The sequence below is a fragment of the Asaia lannensis NBRC 102526 genome (assembly GCF_024054035.1).
Classification (GTDB): domain Bacteria; phylum Pseudomonadota; class Alphaproteobacteria; order Acetobacterales; family Acetobacteraceae; genus Asaia; species Asaia lannensis.
In genome coordinates this window covers 212550-231172 of record NZ_JAMXQU010000004.1, presented here as the reverse complement: position 1 = coordinate 231172, position 18623 = coordinate 212550, and the positions used below count along the sequence as shown (strand labels likewise).

The window sequence follows — 18623 nt, the reverse complement described above, 5'->3', positions numbered from 1 at the left end:
TGATTCCGTATCTGCCTGAGCGTCAGGTCACGGCCTTGCCGACGAAGACTGCGATGACGAGAAACAGGACGAACAGAGCAATGAACAGGAAGAACAGGATCTTGGCGATACCCGCCGAAGCCGCCGAGATACCGGTAAATCCGAAGAGTCCTGCAATCAGGGATATGATCAGGAAGAATATGGCGAGCTTTAGCATGGCGAGACCCTTTTAGTTCTGTCCGGGCTCAACGCGATGTCGCAATGAAAGTTCATCCTGCTGTCACTCTGGTGACAGACAGCCGCTCACGATGCATGAGGAAACAAGAGCACGATAGCAAATTCCTCGCATCACAGTTCTGCCGTCTAAATCGGTTCAGCCGGCGGGAATAGCGTCCGTGCTCGCATTGCCAACAGGCGAGACTACGGTCACCCTCCCCTCACTTGGCCTCAAAACCCTCGCCCCCGCGCAATAGCATCGTTTATCGAGAGACAACGTGCGGGTGATGACACGAGGCCAGTCTCTGCTGTCACAGACGATGCGCAGCGTTCCGATATGGGTTTGCTGCCCGTCGCAGATGGCCCAGCGGGTGCCGGGCTTGATCCCAAGGATGACCGGACCGAGGCGTTCAACGCCGAGAGCCGGACTATCGCCGAAGGAAAAGCGCTCGAAGTCTTCCCATCCTGGCGGGGTAAAGAAGGAGCGTCAGTCACCCAGACAAAGGAAAGGCGCCGTCGACAGATGTCAACGGCGCCTCGTCATGTCGTGACAGGAGAAAGTGGATCGTCAGTGTCCAACCGCCGTCATGTTTTCACCGCGAGCAATCGCTTCCTGTGTGTAGCGACGGGCCTCATCGGATATGCGCAGCGTGACGGTCATTCCGGCGGCTGCAAGATAGATCAGGGCAAATGCCCAGATGATGCCTTCCATACCAAAGCCGAATACGCTTTCGCAGATACCGGCGATTGCCGGACCGACCCAGGTGCTGGCACCGGCGCCAAGACCCAGAATGGAGAGCGCCGCAGCTTTTTCTCTGGGGCAGATCTGCGGCATCAGACCCGAAAGCGGCACGAAAGCAGCAACCGTCGCACCGTAGAAAATGCCGACCGCCGCGGCAGCGGCGAAGTTACCCGGATACCAGACCGGAATGTAATAGAAGAGCGGAATAGAAACGAAACCGCCGATACCGCCGAACACCGAAACGATGAAGCGATGGCCGAGCGCATCGGCCAGCATGCCCGACACCAGATTGAACAGGATGTTGCTCAGGAAGATGAGCGACAGAAGGTTCAGCCACTGGCCCTGGGTGAAACCCAGATGATCGATGAAGAAGGCAGGCATGATTGCGAGAAACGCGTACTCCGACGATGTGTCGATCGTGCGGACGATACCGGCGATCAGGGTCTTGGGCTCGCGCCACATGATGCTGATCGAACCGAAGAAAATATCGCGTGTGCTGACATGATCGGGGAGCAGACGCTTCTTGCCGGTCGGCTCATGCGTGAAGAGAAGCGCAACCAGACCGCCAAGGATCACAAGACCCAGCGAGCACCAGAACGTCGCGAGCTCACCGATGGCAGGAATGGCGTAGCGTGCGAACTGCGAGCCAAGCGTCGGGAGACCCGCAGAAAAGGAGAACCAGAACCAGCCTGCTGCCGAGCCGAGCATGTTAGTCGGTGTCGCCGCTGCAATCCACACCAGAAAGCCATAGGCAAACAGCGGGTATGCAAAGCCACGCAACGTGTAGAAGACGAGCGTCATCGTGAAATTGTTCGGCCCGAGACCGAGCGCAAGCAAACCGACTTCGAGCACAGACCAGAGGATCAGCCCGATCCACATCACCCGCTTTGGGCCGTAGAGATCGGACAAGGGGCCCGAGAACCAGGCGGAGATCATGACGGTGATGCCATAGGTCGTGAACAGAAGGTTCACGTCGCCCTGGGTGTGACCGTTATGGAGCATGAAGGTATCGAGATAACCCGCCTCCACGCCGTCGCCGATCATGAATAGAAGCAGACCGACGAAGCCGAACAAAAGCGGCCGTGGAATGCCCAGGATCTCCGCGATCCCGCGTTTCTGGGTTGTGCTTGCCTCAGACAAAGAAGCTCTCCTGTATCTACACGCAACGCGAGCGTACCGGACCTCATTGCCCGGAGCGGCATGGGATGCATGGTGACTGGTCCTACGAGAGTGCTCGGACCGGTGAAAAAGCCAGAAACCGCCAACGCAATAACGCGTCAGGATATCCCTGAGGGATGCCGATTCTGGCCCCCGACCCCATAAAAGAAAGGATCGGTATCGAAACTGATCAAAAATCCCGCTTTGTACGCGTGGATTGATGCATTCGATTGCTTGGCGCCTGCTTAAACGATTTGAAAGAATTTTGTAAGCACAAATGAAAAAAGCCGGACAGTTTCCTGCCCGGCTTCTTCTTGAAGGCTCTGATCCGGAAAGATCAGGCAGCCATCGGCTCTTCACCGGACTGGTTGAACACCGGGCCGCTATCCTTGCCCTTGGCGTCCACGTCGCGGTCGACCATTTCGACAACAGCCATATCGGCGTTATCGCCGTAGCGCACGCCAGCCTTCAGCACGCGGGTGTAACCACCCGAACGGCCCTGGTAGCGCTCTGCAACGGTCGAGAACAGCTTGGCGACGATGGCTTCGTCACGCAGCTGGGCGAAAGCCTGACGACGAGCATGAAGCGTGCCACGCTTGCCGAGGGTGATCAGCTTCTCGACGATCGGGCGAATTTCCTTCGCCTTGGGCAGCGTCGTCGTGATCTGCTCGTGCTTGATGATAGCCACGGCCATGTTGCGGAACATGGCTGCGCGGTGGGTCGAGGTTACGTTGAGCTTACGCCCAGCAACACCATGACGCATGATCGGGTTTCCTTACTCTGCTTTCTACCGGATAGGGCTCAGAACGTCTCGTCGAGACGCTTCGCCAGATCCTCAATGTTCTCGGGAGGCCAGGCCGGAACATTCATGCCCAGCGACAGACCCATGGAAGTCAGGACTTCCTTGATTTCATTCAGCGACTTACGACCGAAGTTCGGCGTACGCAGCATTTCCTGCTCGGACTTCTGAACGAGATCGCCGATATAGACGATGTTATCGTTCTTCAGGCAGTTGGCGCTACGAACCGACAGCTCAAGCTCGTCAACCTTGCGAAGCAGGTTGCGGTTGAACGGCAGATCGTCACGCGGCTCTTCCTGACGGACCGGACGCGGCTCATCGAAGTTGATGAACAGCTGAAGCTGATCCTGCAGGATGCGCGCAGCCAGTGCCAGGCTGTCTTCCGGCGTGACCGCACCGTTCGTCTCGACCGTGAGCAGAAGCTTGTCATAATCGGTGACCTGACCCACGCGGGTCGGCTCGACCTTGTACGACACCTTGCGCACCGGGGAGTAGATCGCGTCGATGGGGATGAGCCCGATCGGTGCGTCTTCCGGACGGTTGGCCGCAGCCGGAACATAGCCCTTGCCCATGTTCACGGTGAATTCCATGCCGAGCTTCACGCCGTCATCGAGCGTGCAGATCACAAGGTCGGGGTTCATGATCTCGATGTCATGACCGGCCTGGATCTGGCCTGCACGCACTTCGCCGGGGCCAGTAGCCGTCAGCACCATGCGCTTGGGGCCTTCGCCATGCATGCGCAGGGCAAGCTGCTTGATGTTCAGCACGATATCCGTCACGTCCTCACGGACGCCCGGCACGGACGAGAACTCATGCAGCACGCCGTCGATCTGGATCGCGGTGACGGCGGCGCCCTGTAGGGAGGAGAGCAGCACGCGACGGATCGCGTTGCCGAGCGTCATGCCAAAACCACGCTCCAGCGGCTCGGCGATCACCGTGGCTGTCTGCGTGGGCACGGAGCCGGGCGCGACTTCCAGCTTTTCCGGCTTGATAAGGGACTGCCAGTTCTTCTGGAGGACCAATGTCGTGGCCTTTCAAACAACTTGTCCCGCTGGGGGCCAACGGAACATCAACCGCGCCGTGGCGCGGTCAGAACGTGCCGGTGGCCTTCCCTTGCGGGTGAGACCACCTACGGACGGGTGGTGACAGACAACCGGCCCCCGCAGGGGCCGGAGCCAATCAGACGCGACGACGCTTGCGCGGGCGGCAGCCGTTATGCGGCACCGGCGTCATGTCGCGGATCGACGTGATGGAGAACCCGACGGCCTGGAGGGCGCGCAGGGCGCTCTCACGGCCCGAACCCGGACCCGAAACTTCGATTTCCAGCGTTTCCATGCCGTGGTCGCGTGCCTTGCGGCCTGCGTCTTCAGCAGCAACCTGAGCGGCATACGGCGTGGACTTGCGCGAGCCCTTGAAGCCCTGTGCGCCAGCCGAAGACCATGCAATCGAGTTGCCCTGGGCGTCGGAGATGGTGATCATGGTGTTGTTGAACGTCGAAAGAACGTGCGCGACACCGGAGATGATGTTCTTGCGCTCCTTCTTACGGATACGCGGAGCTGCGGCCTTGGCCATGATGAAGTCGTCCTGTCAAACTTTGCAATGAGCGAAGGGCAGAGGACAGCCAGAGGGCCGCCACTCGCCACGATCCGCCTAAGATGCGCGAATTAGCGCGTAGCTTTCTTCTTACCGGCAATCGCCACGGCCTTGCCCTTGCGGGTACGGGCATTCGTGTGCGTCCGCTGGCCGCGCACCGGCAGACCACGGCGATGACGCAGACCACGATAGCAACCAAGGTCCATGAGACGCTTGATGTTCATCGCTGTTTCGCGGCGGAGATCACCCTCGACGCGGTAATCGGCATCGATCAGCTCGCGGATCTTCACGATCTCATCGTCGCTCAGCTCGTTAACGCGCTTCGCTTCAGGTATTTCAAGCTTCGAGCAGATTGCCTGCGCCGTCGACGGACCGATGCCGTAGATGTAGCTCAGGGCAATGACTACCCGCTTGTTCGTCGGAATATTTACGCCGGCAATACGCGCCACGCCACTCACTCCCTGCCTGACCGGAAGGCCAGGCTCTCTTTTTGCTTCGACCCAGTTTCTGGGCCAGTTCAATCGAAACTGTTCAATCCGCCAAAGAATCGAACGCCTCTCGGGCGACGATTAACGCGACTGACAGCACCTGTGTCGAGGGCGCGCAATATATCGAGCACCCCCCTTGAGTCAAATAAAACCGTTCACTTTTGCGTGATCGATCTCAGCCAACTTTCTCTGTCAGGCCCAGAGCCGCGACGATTGCCTCGTGCACGTGATGCACATTCTGCATTCCATCGATGCGACGCAGGCGCCCCGCATTCTCATAGTAAGGCAGGATAGGCGCAGTCTGATCCTGATAGACCTGTATACGACGACGCACCGTATCCGGTTCGTCATCTGCCCGACGGGACCCATCGGGCGCACGACGCTCGGCAAGACGCGCGACGATCTGCTCGACATCGACCTCGAGCAGCAGAACAGCATCGATCTTCATACCCCGCGAGGCCAGCATGGCATCGAGTGCCTCCGCCTGGCTCTCCGTGCGGGGAAACCCGTCCAGAATAAAGCCATGAGCGCAGTCGGGCTGAAGAGTGCGGCTCTTGATCAGGTCGATCATGACCGGGTCGGGCACAAACTGCCCGGACTCGACAATGGACTTCACATTCAGACCGAGCGGCGTGCCTGCAGCCATTTCGGCACGCAGCATGTCACCCGTCGAGATCTGCTTGAGGCCATACTCCTTTTCAAGGATCTGCGCCTGCGTTCCCTTGCCCGCACCCGGCGGGCCAAGAAGAATGATGTTCATCGACGACGCACTCCTCGGCCTGCCTCGTTCTTCCCGTTGCCGCGACCACGCTGCTTACGGATCAGCCCCTGATAGCGATGGGCCACGAGATGCGACTGCACCTGCGTCATGGTGTCGATCGTGACCGACACGATAATGATCAGACTGGTACCGCCGAAATAGAACGGCACGTTGTAACGGCTGATCAGGATCTGCGGCAGAAGACATACGGCGACCAGATAGAGAGCACCGATCGTCGTGAGACGCGACAGAATGCGATCGAGATAGCGTGCCGTGTTCGAACCGGGGCGAATACCCGGAATGAATCCCCCCTGCTTGCGCAGGTTCTCAGCCGTCTCTTCCGGGTTGAACGTTACCGCGGCATAGAAATAGGAGAAGAAGATGATCATCGCGGCGTAGAACAGCATATAGAGCGGCTGTCCCTGCCCCAGCTCCTGACCCAGCGTGTTCAGCCAGCCCGGCAGACCCTTACCGTTCATGAAGCCCGCGATCGTTACGGGGATCAACAGAACGGAAGATGCGAAGATGGGTGGGATCACGCCCGCCGTATTGACCTTGAGCGGCATATGCGAGGAATCGCCACCGAACATGCGGCTACCGACCTGTCGCTTGGGATACTGGATGACCACGCGACGCTGCGCCTGTTCCATGAACACGATGAACGCGATCGTCGCCCCTGCCAGAACCAGGAAGAGCAGAACGAAAAACGGCGAAAGCGCGCCTGTGTAGCCAAGCTGGAACAGACTGGCGAGTGCGTGAGGCAGGTTCGCAACGATACCCGCAAAGATGATCAGCGAGATCCCGTTACCCACACCGCGTGACGTGATCTGCTCACCCAGCCACATGAGGAACATCGTACCCCCCACAAGGGTCACGACGCAGGACAGGATGAAAAACGGTCCGGGTGCCACAACGGCAAGCGCACCGGTCTTGCTGGTCATATGTTCAAGCCCCATGGCAATGCCATAGGCCTGGAAGAGCGCAATCACGACAGTCAGGTAACGCGTATAGGCGTTCAGCTTCTTGCGTCCCTGGTCGCCTTCCTTCTTGAGCGCCTCAAGAGACGGAAGCGCCGTCGAAAGAAGCTGCACGATGATCGATGCGCTGATGTAGGGCATGATGTTCAGGGCGAACACAGTCATACGCCCAAGCGCACCACCGGTGAACATGTCGAACATGCCGATGATGCCGCCCTGATTCTGGCTCAGGAGCTGACCCATAACGGCCGCATCGACGCCCGGAACCGGAATATAGGTGCCCAGACGATAGATGATGAGCGCGCCCAGCGTGAACCAGATACGCTTTTTGAGTTCCGTCGCCTTGGCAAATGAACTCAGATTGAGATTGGCGGCAAGCTGCTCGGCTGCGGAGGCCATCCACCGGTCCTTTCAACAAAAACAGCGTCGCCGCAGGCGCGGGACGCTGTTCAGGATTACCGTCGTTCTTCGCGCACGACTAGGTGCGCGATGAGCGTTTCGGGCGATCAGGCTTCTGCCGGAGCTTCAGCCTTGGCGGCAACCTTGACAGAGCCACCAGCCTTCTCGACAGCCGCAATAGCGGTTGCGGAGGCGCCGGAGACTTCGACGGTCACTGCACGGGTCAGCTCGCCCTTTGCCAGCAGGCGGATACCGGCATACTTGCCAGTGCCCACCAGACCAGCTGCGCGCAGCGTCTCTTCAGTGATCGTCGCATCTGCCTGAAGCTTGCCATCAGCCAGTGCACGGTCGATCGCGCCCAGGTTCACAGGAGCAAATTCCTTGCGGAAAATATTCTTGAACCCGCGCTTCGGCATACGACGGTACAGCGGAAGCTGACCACCCTCGAAGCCATTCAGCGAGACGCCTTCACGGGCCTTCTGACCCTTAACGCCACGACCGGAGGTCTTGCCTTTGCCCGAGCCGATACCACGGCCCAGACGCTTCTTGCGGTAACGCGCACCGGCGTTATCGCGCAGTTCATTGAGGTTCATATCAACCCTCCACCTGGATGAGGTGGGCAACCTTGCGGATCATGCCGCGAACCGAAGGAGTATCCTCCAGTTCACGAACGCTGCCGATGCCGCGCAGGCCCAGACCCACGAGGGTCTCAGCCTGGCCGGGCTTGCGCCCGATAGCCGAAGCGATCTGCTTGACGCGAACGGTCTTGTTCTCAGCCATTGGTCGCCTCCACTGCCTCGTCAGACGATGCATCGCGCTTGGCGAACAGCTCAGACGCCTTCTTGCCACGGCGGCTTGCGACAGCGCGGGGGCTGCTGCAACGCTCGAGAGCGTCGAAGGTCGCCTTGACCATGTTATGCGGGTTACGGGTCCCGAGGGACTTCGCAACAACGTCATTCACGCCCAGCGATTCGAAAACGGCGCGCATCGGGCCGCCTGCAATGATACCCGTACCGGCTTCAGCTGCACGAACCACGACCTTGCCAGCACCGAAATGCCCGAAAGAATCGTGATGCAGCGTGCGGCCTTCCTTCATCGGAACGCGGATCATCGTGCGCTTGGCGCGCTCGGTGGCCTTGCGGATAGCTTCCGGCACTTCACGGGCCTTGCCCGCTCCGTACCCGACGCGACCCTTCTGGTCACCGACGACAACCAGGGCAGCAAAAGCGAAGCGACGTCCACCCTTGACCACCTTGGCCACGCGGTTGATCGTTACCAGCTTGTCGACCAGATCGTCGCCTTCGCGTTCCCGCTCGCGACCACCACGGCCGCCTTCTCTTGGCTCACGTGCCATGTGTGATCCTTCCTTAGAACGAAAGGCCGCCCTCACGGGCAGCTTCGGCCAGCGCCTTGACGCGACCATGATAGAGATACGCGCCGCGATCGAACACGACCGCCGTCACACCAGCGGCGACAGCGCGTTCGGCAACCAGCTTGCCAACAACCGAAGCGGCGTCGACATTTGCACCCGTCTTGCCGGTCTCACGGAGAGACTTCTCAAGCGTGGATGCGCTGGCCAGCGTAACGCCCTGGGCGTCGTCGATGACCTGTGCGTAGATGTTCTTGCCAGAACGGAAGACCGACAGACGCGGCCGGCCACCGCTCTTGCGGCGAAGCTGGAAGCGAAGCCGCTGACGGCGCCGTTCCTGCAATCCATGCTGCGTAGCCATTATTTCTTCTTGCCTTCCTTACGACGGAGAACTTCGGTCTCGTAACGCACGCCCTTGCCCTTATAGGGTTCCGGCTTGCGGAAGTTACGGATGTCGAGCGCAACCTGACCAACACGCTGCTTGTCGTTCCCTTCGACCGTGATGGCCGTGGGACGGGGCGTGGTGATCTTCACGTCTGCGGGGATCGGGTAGACGACGTCATGGGAATAACCCAGGTTCATCACCAGATTGGAGCCCTGCACGCTGGCGCGGAAACCCGTACCGGTGATTTCGAGCGTCTTGCTGAAACCCTCGGAAACGCCCTTGACCAGGTTGGCGACGATGGCGCGGGTGGTGCCCCACATCGTCCAGGTCTCGCGCGAACGGTTACCGACCGGCAGAATCGAAACCTTGCCGTCTTCCACCTTCGCCTGAACGAAGCGCGTCAGAGGCATGCTCAGCGAACCGCGCTTGCCCTTGGCCGTCAGCGACCCATCAGCAATGGACACGTCCACGCCAGCAGGAATGACAACCGGATACTTGCCTACTCGTGACATGTGATCCTCCTCAGAAGACGCGGCAGAGGACTTCGCCACCGACATTCGCGGCGCGAGCCTCGATATCCGACAGGATACCGCGCGGGGTGGAAAGGATCGACACGCCGAGACCGGCATACACGCGGGGCAGTTCCTTGATCTTGGAATACACGCGACGGCCCGGCTTGGACACGCGGTGGATTTCCTTGATCACGGGCTGACCATCGGCATATTTCAGTTCGATGCGCAGCTGGGAGATGCCGGCGCGCAGCTCTTCCGTGGTGTAGCCACGGATGTAACCTTCGCGACGCAGCGCTTCCAGAACGTTCGCACGCAGCTTGGAAGCCGGCGCGATGCAAGCCGCGTGACGTGCACGCTGGGCATTGCGAATGCGGGTGAGCATATCACCCAACGGATCGGACAGGGACATTCGCTTCTACCTTACCAGCTCGACTTGACCATACCGGGGATCTGACCTGTGGAGGCCAGGTCGCGCAATGCGATACGGCTCAGCTCGAACTTGCGATAGTTCGCGCGAGGACGTCCCGAAACCTTGCAACGCAGACGGTAACGAACGCGCGACCCGTTGCGCGGCATTTCTGCCAGCTTCAGGGTTGCGTCGAAACGCTCCTCTACCGGAAGGCTCCGGTCCTTGATGATATCTTTCAACGCGGTCCGCTTCGCCTTATCGCGCGTCGCCATGTAGGCGCGCTTGGCGTTGCGGTTCACGGCGGAGATTTTTGCCATGCTAAATCTTCTCCCGGAACCTGTCGGGCCAATCCCAACGGTTTTCCAAACAGCGTGTGTATATAGGGAGCCGGGCTCCCTTTGGAAAGGGAAAAACCCGGCTCAACCCGATAAATCAGGCAGTGAAGGGCAGATCGAACGCCTTGAGCAGCGCTTTTGCCTCTTCATCGCTCTTCGCCGTGGTGACGAAGATGATGTCCATGCCGCGTACGGAGTCGATCTTGTCGTAGTCGATTTCCGGGAACACGATCTGTTCCTTGATGCCCATGGCGAAGTTGCCACGGCCGTCAAAGCCCTTGTTGGGGGGCAGACCGCGGAAGTCACGAATGCGCGGCATCGCGATCGTCACCAGACGATCGAGGAATTCGTACATGCGTGCGCGACGCAGGGTCACCTTACAACCGATCGGCAGGCCTTCGCGGATCTTGAAGCCGGCGATTGCCTTGCGGGCAACGGTCTTGACGGGCTTCTGACCGGAGATGGCTGCCATTTCGGCAACGGCGGCATCGAGCTTCTTCTGGTCGCCGGCGGCTTCGCCAACGCCCATGTTCAGCACGATCTTTTCCAGCTTTGGAACCTGCATGGCGTTCTTGTAGCCAAACTGCTCACGCAGCTTGTCACGAAGAACGTCATTGTAATGCTGCTGCAGGCGCGGCTGGATGCGGGTAATGGTCTCGCTCATTGTCGCCCCCTTAGCCTTCGATCACTTCGCCGGTCACCTTGGCGACACGGACCTTGCGTCCATCCTCGAGCTGACGGAAGCCGACGCGTGTCGGCTTGCCGCTCTTCGGATCGACGAGCTTCAGGTTGGACAGATGAACAGGCATTTCCTTGGCGATGATACCGCCTTCCTGATTCATACGGGTGGGCTTCTGGTGACGCTTGGCCACAGCAACGCCACGCACGATGGCCTTCTCGACCTTCGGCAGGACGGCCAGGACCTCGCCACGCGTGCCGCGTGAGGAGCCGGAGAGGACCAGAACCTGGTCACCCTTCTTGATACGAGCAGCCATTATAGCACCTCCGGAGCCAGGGAGATGATCTTCATGAACTTGCGCGCACGCAGCTCACGAACCACCGGGCCAAAGATACGCGTACCGATCGGTTCCATCGACTTGTTGATCAGCACGGCCGCATTCTTGTCGAAGCGGATGGCGCTGCCGTCAGCACGACGAACGGGGTAGGACGTGCGAACGATGACGGCCTGATGCACGTCACCCTTCTTCACCTTGCCGCGGGGAATCGCTTCCTTGACGGACACGACGATCACGTCGCCGACCGAGGCGGTCTTCCGCTTGGAACCGCCCAGTACCTTGATGCACTGCACCTGACGTGCGCCGGAGTTGTCGGCCACGTCCAGATTGGTCTCGGGATGGATCATTTCTCAGCCCCCTCTTACGCCGACGCCTGAGCCGGTGCCGCAGCAGCTGCCTCAAGGGCCGCGCCGTTACGGGTAATCACCGTCCAGGTCTTGCGCTTGGAAATCGGAGCGCATTCTTCAATGCGCACCGTGTCTCCGATCTTGCACTCGTTCAGCTCGTCATGCGCCGCGTATTTCTTGGAACGACGAATGAACTTCTTATAGAGCGGGTGCATGATACGACGATCGACAAGAACGGTAACCGTCTTGTCCATCTTGTCGCTCGTCACTCGCCCTGTCAGGACGCGCCTTGGCATCGTCCGTCTCCTCTCAGGACTCTGCGGCGGACGTTTTTGCGCCCGCCTTGTTCTTCGATTGATGCGCTACCGTCTTGATGCGAGCAATCGCACGACGGAGAACGCGAACGCGTCCGACTCCTTCGGACTGTCCCGTGGCGGCCTGGAACCGGAGGTTCAGCTGCTCACGCTTCAGGTCCAGAAGAAGGGCCTGAAGTTCATCAGGGGACTTGGCGCGAAGATCGGCTACCTTGTAAGCGTCAGCCATTCTTATGCCTCCCCGATACGGGTGATGAACTTGGTCTTGATCGGCAGCTTCGCTGCGCCAAGAGCCAGGGCCTCACGTGCCACTTCCGGCGGCACGCCTTCGATTTCAAACAGCACGCGGCCGGGCTTCACGCGGGCCACCCAGAATTCGGGCGAGCCCTTGCCGGAGCCCATGCGGACTTCGGCAGGCTTCGTGGAAACCGGCAGATCCGGGAAAATCCGGATCCACACGCGACCAGCGCGCTTCATGGCGCGTGTGATCGCGCGACGTGACGCTTCGATCTGACGTGCCGTAATACGCTCGGGTTCAAGAGCCTTAAGGCCGAACGCGCCGAAATTCAACGTCGTTCCGCCCTTGGCCAACCCATGAATGCGACCCTTATGGGCCTTGCGAAACTTAGTCCGCTTCGGGGAAAGCATGGTGTCGTATCCTCATGCGCCTCGCGGCGCTTGTCATAATCTACTGCTCAGCGCTGCGGCGCTTGTTCCGCTGCACGACGGTCCTGAGCCATCGGATCATGGGCAAGGATTTCACCCTTGAAGATCCAGACTTTCACACCGCACGTACCATAGGTCGTCTTCGCAGTCGCAGTACCGTAATCGATGTCGGCGCGCAACGTATGAAGTGGCACGCGGCCTTCGCGATACCACTCGATACGAGCGATTTCCGCACCACCGAGTCGGCCGGAGCAGTTGATACGAATGCCCTGTGCACCCAGACGCATGGCGGACTGAACCGCACGCTTCATGGCGCGACGGAAAGCAACGCGACGCTCGAGCTGCTGCGCAATGTTCTCAGCAACCAGGGTCGCATCGATTTCAGGCTTGCGGATCTCGACGATGTTCAGCGCAACGTCGGTCTTCGCCAGGCGGCTCAGATCCTTGCGCAGTGCATCGATGTCCTGGCCCTTCTTGCCGATGACGACGCCCGGACGCGCTGCATAGATCGTGACGCGCGGCTTCTTGGCCGGGCGTTCGATCACAACGCGGGAGACGCCTGCACCCGAAAGCTTGCGACGCAGGTAGGCGCGCAGCTTCAGGTCTTCGTGCAGCAGACGGGAATAGTCGTTGCTGGCGTACCAGCGGCTATCCCAGGTGCGGTTAACGCCGAGCCGGAGCCCGATCGGATTGACTTTGTGTCCCATATCAGGCTGCCTTCTGCTCTGCTGCGTCCTTGCCCTTGCCCTTCGGCGCAGGCGCTTCGTCTGCAGCGCGCTCGGCAACGACGATCTTCAGATGACTGAAGAACTTCTCGATGCGCGAGGAACGACCACGGCCACGAGCGTGGAAACGCTTCATGACGATCGACTTGCCAACTTCTGCGGTCTTGACCACGAGCTGATCGACATCGAGCTGATGATTGTTCTCTGCGTTGGCCACGGCGCTCTCGAGGGTCTTGCGAACCTGCTGAGCGATCCGGCGACGCGAGAACGTCAGCGCTGCGATTGCCTTGTCAGCCGGCTGGTTGCGGATCATCGCCGCAACCAGGTTCAGCTTGCGCGGGCTGACGCGGATGTTGCGGGCAACTGCCTGCGCTTCCGTGTCAGCGAGTGTGCGAATGTGCTTCGGCTTGCTCATGATCAGCCCCGCTTCGACTTCTTGTCGGAAGCATGACCGGGGAACGTGCGTGTCGGCGAGAACTCACCGAACTTGTGCCCGACCATGTTTTCCGTCACCTGCACCGGCAGGAACTTGTGGCCATTATAAACGCCGAACGTGAGTCCGACGAACTGCGGCAGGATGGTGGAACGACGCGACCAGATCTTGATCACCTCATTACGACCCGAAGCGCGCGACGCTTCAGCCTTGCCGAACAAGTACCCGTCAACGAACGGGCCCTTCCAGACGGAACGTGCCATCTCTGTGTGCCCCCTTCTTACTTGCCGGTCTTGCGGCGACGGATGATCAGGCTGTCCGTCTTCTTGTTAACGCGAGTCTTGTAGCCCTTGGTCGGCTTGCCCCAGGGGGTAACCGGATGACGGCCACCCGAGGTACGGCCTTCACCACCACCATGCGGATGGTCGACCGGGTTCATGACGACGCCGCGGTTATGCGGACGACGACCGAGCCAGCGGTTACGACCGGCCTTGCCAAGATGCTGGTTCATGTTGTCGGGGTTCGACACCGCGCCAACAGTTGCCATGCATTCGCCACGGACGAGACGGAGCTCACCGGACTGCAGCTTGATCTGTGCGTAACCGGCATCCTTGCCGACCAGCTGGCAGTAGGTGCCAGCCGAACGTGCGATCTTGCCGCCTGCACCGGGCTTCAGCTCGATGTTGTGCACGATCGTACCGACGGGCATGGAGCCCAGCGGCATGGCGTTGCCCGGCTTCACGTCAGTGCGTTCGCCAGCGATCACTTGATCGCCAACCTTAACGCGCTGCGGTGCCAAGATGTAGGCCAGCTCGCCGTCTTCATACTTGATCAGCGCGATGAAGGCGGTGCGGTTCGGGTCATATTCCAGACGCTCGACCGTGCCGGCCACATCGAACTTGCGACGCTTGAAGTCGACGTAACGGTAGGACTGCTTGTGCCCGCCGCCACGGAAACGCGACGTCGTACGGCCGTGGTTGTTACGACCGCCCGACTTGTTCTTACCCTCGGTCAGCTGCTTGACCGGCTTGCCCTTGTAGAGCTCGCTGCGGTCGATCAGAACCGTGCCACGTGTGCTCGGCGTCGTGGGATTAAAGTGCTTGAGTGCCATGGTATCCTATCCCGCGTCAGCCCAGCTTCGCGGTGAGGTCAATGGACTGACCTTCCGCAAGCTGAACATACGCCTTCTTGATGTCCGAACGGCGACCAGGACGGCCCTTGACCATCTTGGTCTTGCCCTTCTGCACCAGCGTGTTCACGGAGACGACCTTGACGCCGAAAAGCGTCTCGACCGCAACCTTGATTTCCGGCTTCGCGGCGTTCATCGCCACGCGGAAAACAACCTGGTTACGCTCGGAGAGGGCCGTCGCCTTCTCGGTGATGAGCGGCGCGCGAACGATGTCGAACATCGCTTCACGCGTCATGCGCTGCGCCTTTGTGCGGCGCGCAAGAACGATGCTCGTGGTCATGCCAGGCGCTCCTTGAGACCCTCGAGCCCTGCGCGCGTCAGCACGAGAACGTCGTGGTTCAGAATGTCATACACGTTGGCGCCGATCGTGGGGAGCACGTCGATCTTGGGCAGGTTGCGCACAGCGCGACCGAAAGCCACATCGACGGCACCGTCAACGATCAGAGCCGAGGACCAGCCGAGCGCTGCCAGCTTTGCAGCGGCCTCACGGGTCTTGGTCACACCGGCGGCCTGATCGATCACGATCAGCTTGCCAGCAGCGGCCTTCTGCGAAAGCGCAGAGATCAGGCCGAGGCGACGCACCTTCTTGGGCAGGTCATAGCCGTGGTCGCGAACGACCGGACCATGAACGACGCCACCGGTACGGAACTGCGGTGCGCGCAGCGAACCCTGACGTGCCGAGCCTGTGCCCTTCTGGCGGTACGGCTTCTTGGTCGTGCCAGAAATCTCGCCCATGCCCTTGGTGCGGTGCGTACCGGCGCGGCGCTTTGCCAGCTGCCAGTGTACAACGCGAGCCATGATGTCCGCACGCGGGGTCGCGCCGAACAGTTCCTCTGGCAGGGTCACCGTTCCGGCGCTGCCATTATCGAGGGTCTTGATATCGTATTCCATCGCCCTCAGTCCTTAACCGGCGGCCGCCGCAGTCGCTGCCGGGTACGGCGCATCTGCGTGGCGGGCCTTCTTGATCGCATCGCGGATCATCACCAGGCCATCCTTGGCACCCGGAATCGAACCACGAACCATGATCAGGTTGCGTTCGGCGTCGACGGCTGCCACTTCGAGGTTGAGCGTCGTGATGCGCTTGTCACCCATATGACCGGCCATTTTCTTGCCCTTGAAGACCTTGCCCGGATCCTGGCGCTGACCTGTCGAACCATGCGAACGATGGCTGATGGACACGCCGTGGGAGGCTTCAAGACCAGCGAAGTTCCAGCGCTTCATGACGCCGGCGAAGCCTTTGCCCTTGCTGGTGCCGGTGACGTCGACCTTCTGGCCAACGACGAAATGGGCCGCAGAGAGCTTCGAGCCAGCCTCAAGCACGGCATCTTCTGCCACGCGAAACTCGACAAGAGTCTTCTTCGGCTCCACCTTGGTGCGAGCATAATGGCCACGCATCGGCTTGGTGACGTTCTTCACCTTCGCCTTGCTCATACCGATCTGTACTGCCGTGTAACCATCACGCTCCTGCGTGCGGGTGTCCACCACCTCGACATCGTCGAGATGCAGCACTGTGACCGGCACATGTGTGCCATCTTCCTTGAATAGCCGGGTCATACCCAGCTTTTTTGCGATCAATCCGGTACGCATCGTCTGGACCTTAAAGTTTGATCTCGACATCAACGCCAGCGGCGAGGTCGAGCTTCATGAGGGCGTCCACGGTCTGCGGTGTCGGCTCAACAATGTCGAGCAGGCGGCGATGAGTCCGAATTTCGAACTGCTCGCGGCTTTTCTTGTCCACATGTGGGGAACGGTTCACCGTGAACCGCTCGATATGCGTCGGTAGCGGGATAGGACCCCGAACCCGCGCACCCGTACGCTTCGCCGTGTTTACGATTTCCTTCGTGCTGTTGTCGAGCACGCGGTGATCGTACGCCTTTAGGCGAATGCGGATGTTCTGGTTGTCCATCTTACCAATAATCCAACTCGTTGGGGTTCGGGTCTTACCCTGCTCCCTCCTGGTCCCTTCTAAAGCCGACCCCGGCCGGATCACTCCGACCGGGGCCAGCCAATTCAGGGCCCGTGCTTAAAATCAGGCGCTGATCGAAGAGACCACGCCTGCACCGACGGTGCGGCCGCCTTCACGGATAGCGAAGCGGAGACCTTCGTCCATGGCGATCGGAGCAATCAGCTCGACGTCCATGGCGATGTTGTCGCCCGGCATGACCATTTCCGTGCCTTCCGGCAGCTGAACGACGCCCGTGACGTCGGTCGTGCGGAAATAGAACTGCGGACGGTAGTTTGTAAAGAACGGAGTGTGACGTCCGCCTTCTTCCTTCGTGAGGATGTAAGCCTCAGCCTTGAACTTCTTGTGCGGGGTGATCGAACCCGGCTTTGCAAGAACCTGGCCACGCTCGACGTCTTCACGCTTCGTGCCACGAACCAGTGCACCGATGTTGTCACCGGCTTCACCGCGATCGAGCAGCTTGCGGAACATCTCAACGCCCGTAACGGTCGTCTTGACGGTGTCCTTGAGGCCGACGATTTCGACTTCGTCACCCACGTTCACAACGCCACGCTCGACGCGACCCGTGACAACCGTACCACGACCCGAGATCGAGAACACGTCTTCGATCGGCATCAGGAACGGACGGTCAACCGGACGCTCCGGCTGCGGGATGTACGTGTCAACGGCTTCCATCAGCTCGAGCACGCGGTCTTCACCGATTGCTGCGTCGCCGTCTTCAAGCGTCACCAGAGCCGAACCCTTGACGATGGGGATATCATCGCCGGGGAACTGGTAGGACGAAAGAAGCTCACGGACTTCCATTTCGACGAGCTCGAGCAGCTCGGCGTCGTCAACCTGGTCGACCTTGTTGAGGAATACGACGAGAGCCGGAACACCAACCTGGCGAGCGAGCAGGATGTGCTCACGCGTCTGCGGCATCGGGCCGTCAGCAGCGGACACAACCAGGATCGCGCCGTCCATCTGGGCAGCACCGGTGATCATGTTCTTGACGTAGTCAGCATGGCCCGGGCAGTCGACGTGGGCGTAGTGACGGTTCTTCGTCTCGTACTCAACGTGAGCGGTGGAGATCGTGATGCCACGAGCGCGCTCTTCGGGAGCTGCGTCGATCTGGTCATACGCACGGAAGGTCGCACCGCCGGTCTTGGCGAGCGTCTTCGTGATTGCAGCCGTCAGTGAGGTCTTGCCATGGTCAACGTGACCGATGGTGCCGATGTTGCAGTGCGGCTTCGTCCGCTCAAATTTAGCCTTAGCCATCATTCTCTCCATAACCCACCGCCGAAGGAGCGGCGGGGAAGATTGCTAATTCGTGCCGGGCGCGCCGTAAAGAGGCACCCGGAGAAACAGGTCAGCTTTAAAAGCTTACCAACGATAGTGGCTGAATGCCTTATTGGCTTCAGCCATGCGATGCGTGTCTTCGCGCTTCTTGACGGCGGAGCCGCGATTGTTGATCGCGTCCATCAGCTCGTTGGAAAGGCGTTCCTGCATCGTGTTTTCACCGCGCTTGCGCGAGGCGTCGATCAGCCAGCGGATCGCGAGGGCCTGACGGCGCTCGGTGCGGACTTCGACGGGGACCTGATAGGTCGCACCGCCTACACGGCGAGAGCGGACCTCTACGGCCGGCTTCACGTTGTCCAGAGCCGCATGGAACATGGCGACCGGGTCAGCCGCGGCACCGCCACGACGACGCACGGACTCGAGCGCACCGTAAACGATGCCCTCGGCTGTGGACTTCTTACCATCGTACATCAGGGCGTTCATAAAACGCGTGATGACGACATCTCCGAATTTCGGATCGGGAAGGATCTCACGCTTTACAGCGCGATGACGGCGACTCATGCCTGAATTT

General features: G+C 60.1%; 31 protein-coding genes. All 31 read right to left on the bottom strand.

The window, feature by feature from the left end; genetic code table 11:
* Positions 1 to 22 precede the first annotated feature (22 nt).
* The 31 genes from NF685_RS07860 to rpsG all read right to left on the bottom strand — a co-directional run bounded on the left by NF685_RS07860 (position 23) and on the right by rpsG (position 18613).
* On the bottom strand, positions 23 to 196 hold the full coding sequence (locus NF685_RS07860; protein WP_023978976.1) for a DUF1328 domain-containing protein: 174 nt from the start codon (positions 194 to 196) through the stop codon (positions 23 to 25).
* 567 nt (positions 197 to 763) lie between these two features.
* Positions 764 to 2077, bottom strand: coding sequence for an MFS transporter (locus tag NF685_RS07855; protein ID WP_222546866.1), 1314 nt, complete (start codon positions 2075 to 2077; stop codon positions 764 to 766).
* A 355-nt stretch (positions 2078 to 2432) separates the two neighbouring features.
* Positions 2433 to 2858, bottom strand: coding sequence for a 50S ribosomal protein L17 (gene rplQ, locus NF685_RS07850; protein WP_222546865.1), 426 nt, complete (start codon positions 2856 to 2858; stop codon positions 2433 to 2435).
* 38 nt (positions 2859 to 2896) lie between these two features.
* Positions 2897 to 3916 carry a DNA-directed RNA polymerase subunit alpha gene (locus tag NF685_RS07845; protein ID WP_023978980.1) on the bottom strand — a complete coding sequence of 340 codons (1020 nt, stop codon included), beginning with the start codon at positions 3914 to 3916 and terminating at the stop codon, positions 2897 to 2899.
* 157 nt (positions 3917 to 4073) lie between these two features.
* A complete protein-coding gene (rpsK, locus tag NF685_RS07840) occupies positions 4074 to 4466 on the bottom strand; it encodes a 30S ribosomal protein S11 (RefSeq protein WP_025822066.1) in 393 nt (130 codons plus the stop codon).
* A gap of 92 nt (positions 4467 to 4558) precedes the next feature.
* Positions 4559 to 4936 (bottom strand): 30S ribosomal protein S13, encoded by a 378-nt coding sequence (rpsM, locus tag NF685_RS07835; protein ID WP_222546864.1) that lies wholly within the window; start codon positions 4934 to 4936, stop codon positions 4559 to 4561.
* 214 nt (positions 4937 to 5150) lie between these two features.
* Positions 5151 to 5735, bottom strand: a complete 585-nt coding sequence (locus tag NF685_RS07830) for an adenylate kinase (RefSeq protein WP_252849204.1) — start codon at positions 5733 to 5735, stop codon at positions 5151 to 5153.
* Positions 5732 to 7111: a preprotein translocase subunit SecY gene (secY, locus tag NF685_RS07825; protein WP_222546862.1), complete on the bottom strand. Its 1380-nt coding sequence runs from the start codon at positions 7109 to 7111 to the stop codon at positions 5732 to 5734. Before secY ends, NF685_RS07830 begins: the two co-directional genes overlap by 4 nt.
* A gap of 107 nt (positions 7112 to 7218) precedes the next feature.
* Positions 7219 to 7704, bottom strand: a complete 486-nt coding sequence (gene rplO / locus NF685_RS07820) for a 50S ribosomal protein L15 (RefSeq protein ID WP_025840909.1) — start codon at positions 7702 to 7704, stop codon at positions 7219 to 7221.
* A gap of 1 nt (position 7705) precedes the next feature.
* Positions 7706 to 7891, bottom strand: coding sequence for a 50S ribosomal protein L30 (rpmD, locus tag NF685_RS07815; RefSeq protein ID WP_023978986.1), 186 nt, complete (start codon positions 7889 to 7891; stop codon positions 7706 to 7708).
* The gene (gene rpsE, locus NF685_RS07810; protein WP_222546861.1) at positions 7884 to 8465 is read right to left on the bottom strand and encodes a 30S ribosomal protein S5; all 582 of its coding nucleotides are present in this window, start codon (positions 8463 to 8465) and stop codon (positions 7884 to 7886) included. The genes rpmD and rpsE overlap by 8 nt, the downstream gene beginning before the upstream one ends.
* A gap of 13 nt (positions 8466 to 8478) precedes the next feature.
* Entirely contained in the window at positions 8479 to 8841 is a 363-nt protein-coding gene (gene rplR / locus NF685_RS07805) for a 50S ribosomal protein L18 (RefSeq protein ID WP_222546860.1), read from the bottom strand.
* Entirely contained in the window at positions 8841 to 9377 is a 537-nt protein-coding gene (gene rplF / locus NF685_RS07800) for a 50S ribosomal protein L6 (protein ID WP_023978989.1), read from the bottom strand. Before rplF ends, rplR begins: the two co-directional genes overlap by 1 nt.
* 10 nt (positions 9378 to 9387) lie before the next feature.
* Positions 9388 to 9786, bottom strand: coding sequence for a 30S ribosomal protein S8 (gene rpsH / locus NF685_RS07795; RefSeq protein ID WP_188426066.1), 399 nt, complete (start codon positions 9784 to 9786; stop codon positions 9388 to 9390).
* Between the two features lie 11 nt (positions 9787 to 9797).
* Complete coding sequence (gene rpsN / locus NF685_RS07790; protein WP_222546859.1) at positions 9798 to 10103, bottom strand: 30S ribosomal protein S14; 306 nt, start codon at positions 10101 to 10103, stop codon at positions 9798 to 9800.
* 115 nt (positions 10104 to 10218) lie between these two features.
* Positions 10219 to 10785 (bottom strand): 50S ribosomal protein L5, encoded by a 567-nt coding sequence (rplE, locus tag NF685_RS07785; protein ID WP_222546858.1) that lies wholly within the window; start codon positions 10783 to 10785, stop codon positions 10219 to 10221.
* A gap of 10 nt (positions 10786 to 10795) precedes the next feature.
* Positions 10796 to 11116, bottom strand: coding sequence for a 50S ribosomal protein L24 (gene rplX / locus NF685_RS07780; RefSeq protein ID WP_025840917.1), 321 nt, complete (start codon positions 11114 to 11116; stop codon positions 10796 to 10798).
* Positions 11116 to 11484, bottom strand: a complete 369-nt coding sequence (gene rplN, locus NF685_RS07775; protein WP_023978994.1) for a 50S ribosomal protein L14 — start codon at positions 11482 to 11484, stop codon at positions 11116 to 11118. Before rplN ends, rplX begins: the two co-directional genes overlap by 1 nt.
* A 14-nt stretch (positions 11485 to 11498) precedes the next feature.
* Complete coding sequence (rpsQ, locus tag NF685_RS07770; RefSeq protein WP_023978995.1) at positions 11499 to 11780, bottom strand: 30S ribosomal protein S17; 282 nt, start codon at positions 11778 to 11780, stop codon at positions 11499 to 11501.
* A 13-nt stretch (positions 11781 to 11793) separates the two neighbouring features.
* Positions 11794 to 12027 carry a 50S ribosomal protein L29 gene (rpmC, locus tag NF685_RS07765; RefSeq protein WP_023978996.1) on the bottom strand — a complete coding sequence of 78 codons (234 nt, stop codon included), beginning with the start codon at positions 12025 to 12027 and terminating at the stop codon, positions 11794 to 11796.
* A 2-nt stretch (positions 12028 to 12029) separates the two neighbouring features.
* Complete coding sequence (gene rplP, locus NF685_RS07760) at positions 12030 to 12446, bottom strand: 50S ribosomal protein L16 (RefSeq protein WP_023978997.1); 417 nt, start codon at positions 12444 to 12446, stop codon at positions 12030 to 12032.
* 47 nt (positions 12447 to 12493) lie between these two features.
* On the bottom strand, positions 12494 to 13171 hold the full coding sequence (gene rpsC / locus NF685_RS07755; RefSeq protein WP_222546857.1) for a 30S ribosomal protein S3: 678 nt from the start codon (positions 13169 to 13171) through the stop codon (positions 12494 to 12496).
* A gap of 1 nt (position 13172) precedes the next feature.
* Positions 13173 to 13604, bottom strand: a complete 432-nt coding sequence (gene rplV / locus NF685_RS07750) for a 50S ribosomal protein L22 (protein WP_023978999.1) — start codon at positions 13602 to 13604, stop codon at positions 13173 to 13175.
* Positions 13605 to 13606: 2 nt separating this feature from the next.
* Positions 13607 to 13885, bottom strand: a complete 279-nt coding sequence (gene rpsS, locus NF685_RS07745) for a 30S ribosomal protein S19 (protein WP_023979000.1) — start codon at positions 13883 to 13885, stop codon at positions 13607 to 13609.
* 17 nt (positions 13886 to 13902) lie between these two features.
* Positions 13903 to 14733, bottom strand: coding sequence for a 50S ribosomal protein L2 (gene rplB, locus NF685_RS07740; protein ID WP_222546856.1), 831 nt, complete (start codon positions 14731 to 14733; stop codon positions 13903 to 13905).
* A 16-nt stretch (positions 14734 to 14749) separates the two neighbouring features.
* Complete coding sequence (locus NF685_RS07735) at positions 14750 to 15046, bottom strand: 50S ribosomal protein L23 (RefSeq protein ID WP_222548717.1); 297 nt, start codon at positions 15044 to 15046, stop codon at positions 14750 to 14752.
* 41 nt (positions 15047 to 15087) lie between these two features.
* Positions 15088 to 15702: a 50S ribosomal protein L4 gene (gene rplD, locus NF685_RS07730; protein WP_023979003.1), complete on the bottom strand. Its 615-nt coding sequence runs from the start codon at positions 15700 to 15702 to the stop codon at positions 15088 to 15090.
* A gap of 12 nt (positions 15703 to 15714) precedes the next feature.
* Positions 15715 to 16398, bottom strand: a complete 684-nt coding sequence (gene rplC, locus NF685_RS07725; protein WP_222546855.1) for a 50S ribosomal protein L3 — start codon at positions 16396 to 16398, stop codon at positions 15715 to 15717.
* A gap of 10 nt (positions 16399 to 16408) precedes the next feature.
* The gene (gene rpsJ, locus NF685_RS07720) at positions 16409 to 16717 is read right to left on the bottom strand and encodes a 30S ribosomal protein S10 (protein WP_007282720.1); all 309 of its coding nucleotides are present in this window, start codon (positions 16715 to 16717) and stop codon (positions 16409 to 16411) included.
* Between the two features lie 123 nt (positions 16718 to 16840).
* On the bottom strand, positions 16841 to 18031 hold the full coding sequence (gene tuf, locus NF685_RS07715; protein WP_222548716.1) for an elongation factor Tu: 1191 nt from the start codon (positions 18029 to 18031) through the stop codon (positions 16841 to 16843).
* Positions 18032 to 18136: 105 nt separating this feature from the next.
* Entirely contained in the window at positions 18137 to 18613 is a 477-nt protein-coding gene (rpsG, locus tag NF685_RS07710; RefSeq protein ID WP_252849203.1) for a 30S ribosomal protein S7, read from the bottom strand.
* Positions 18614 to 18623 lie beyond the last annotated feature (10 nt).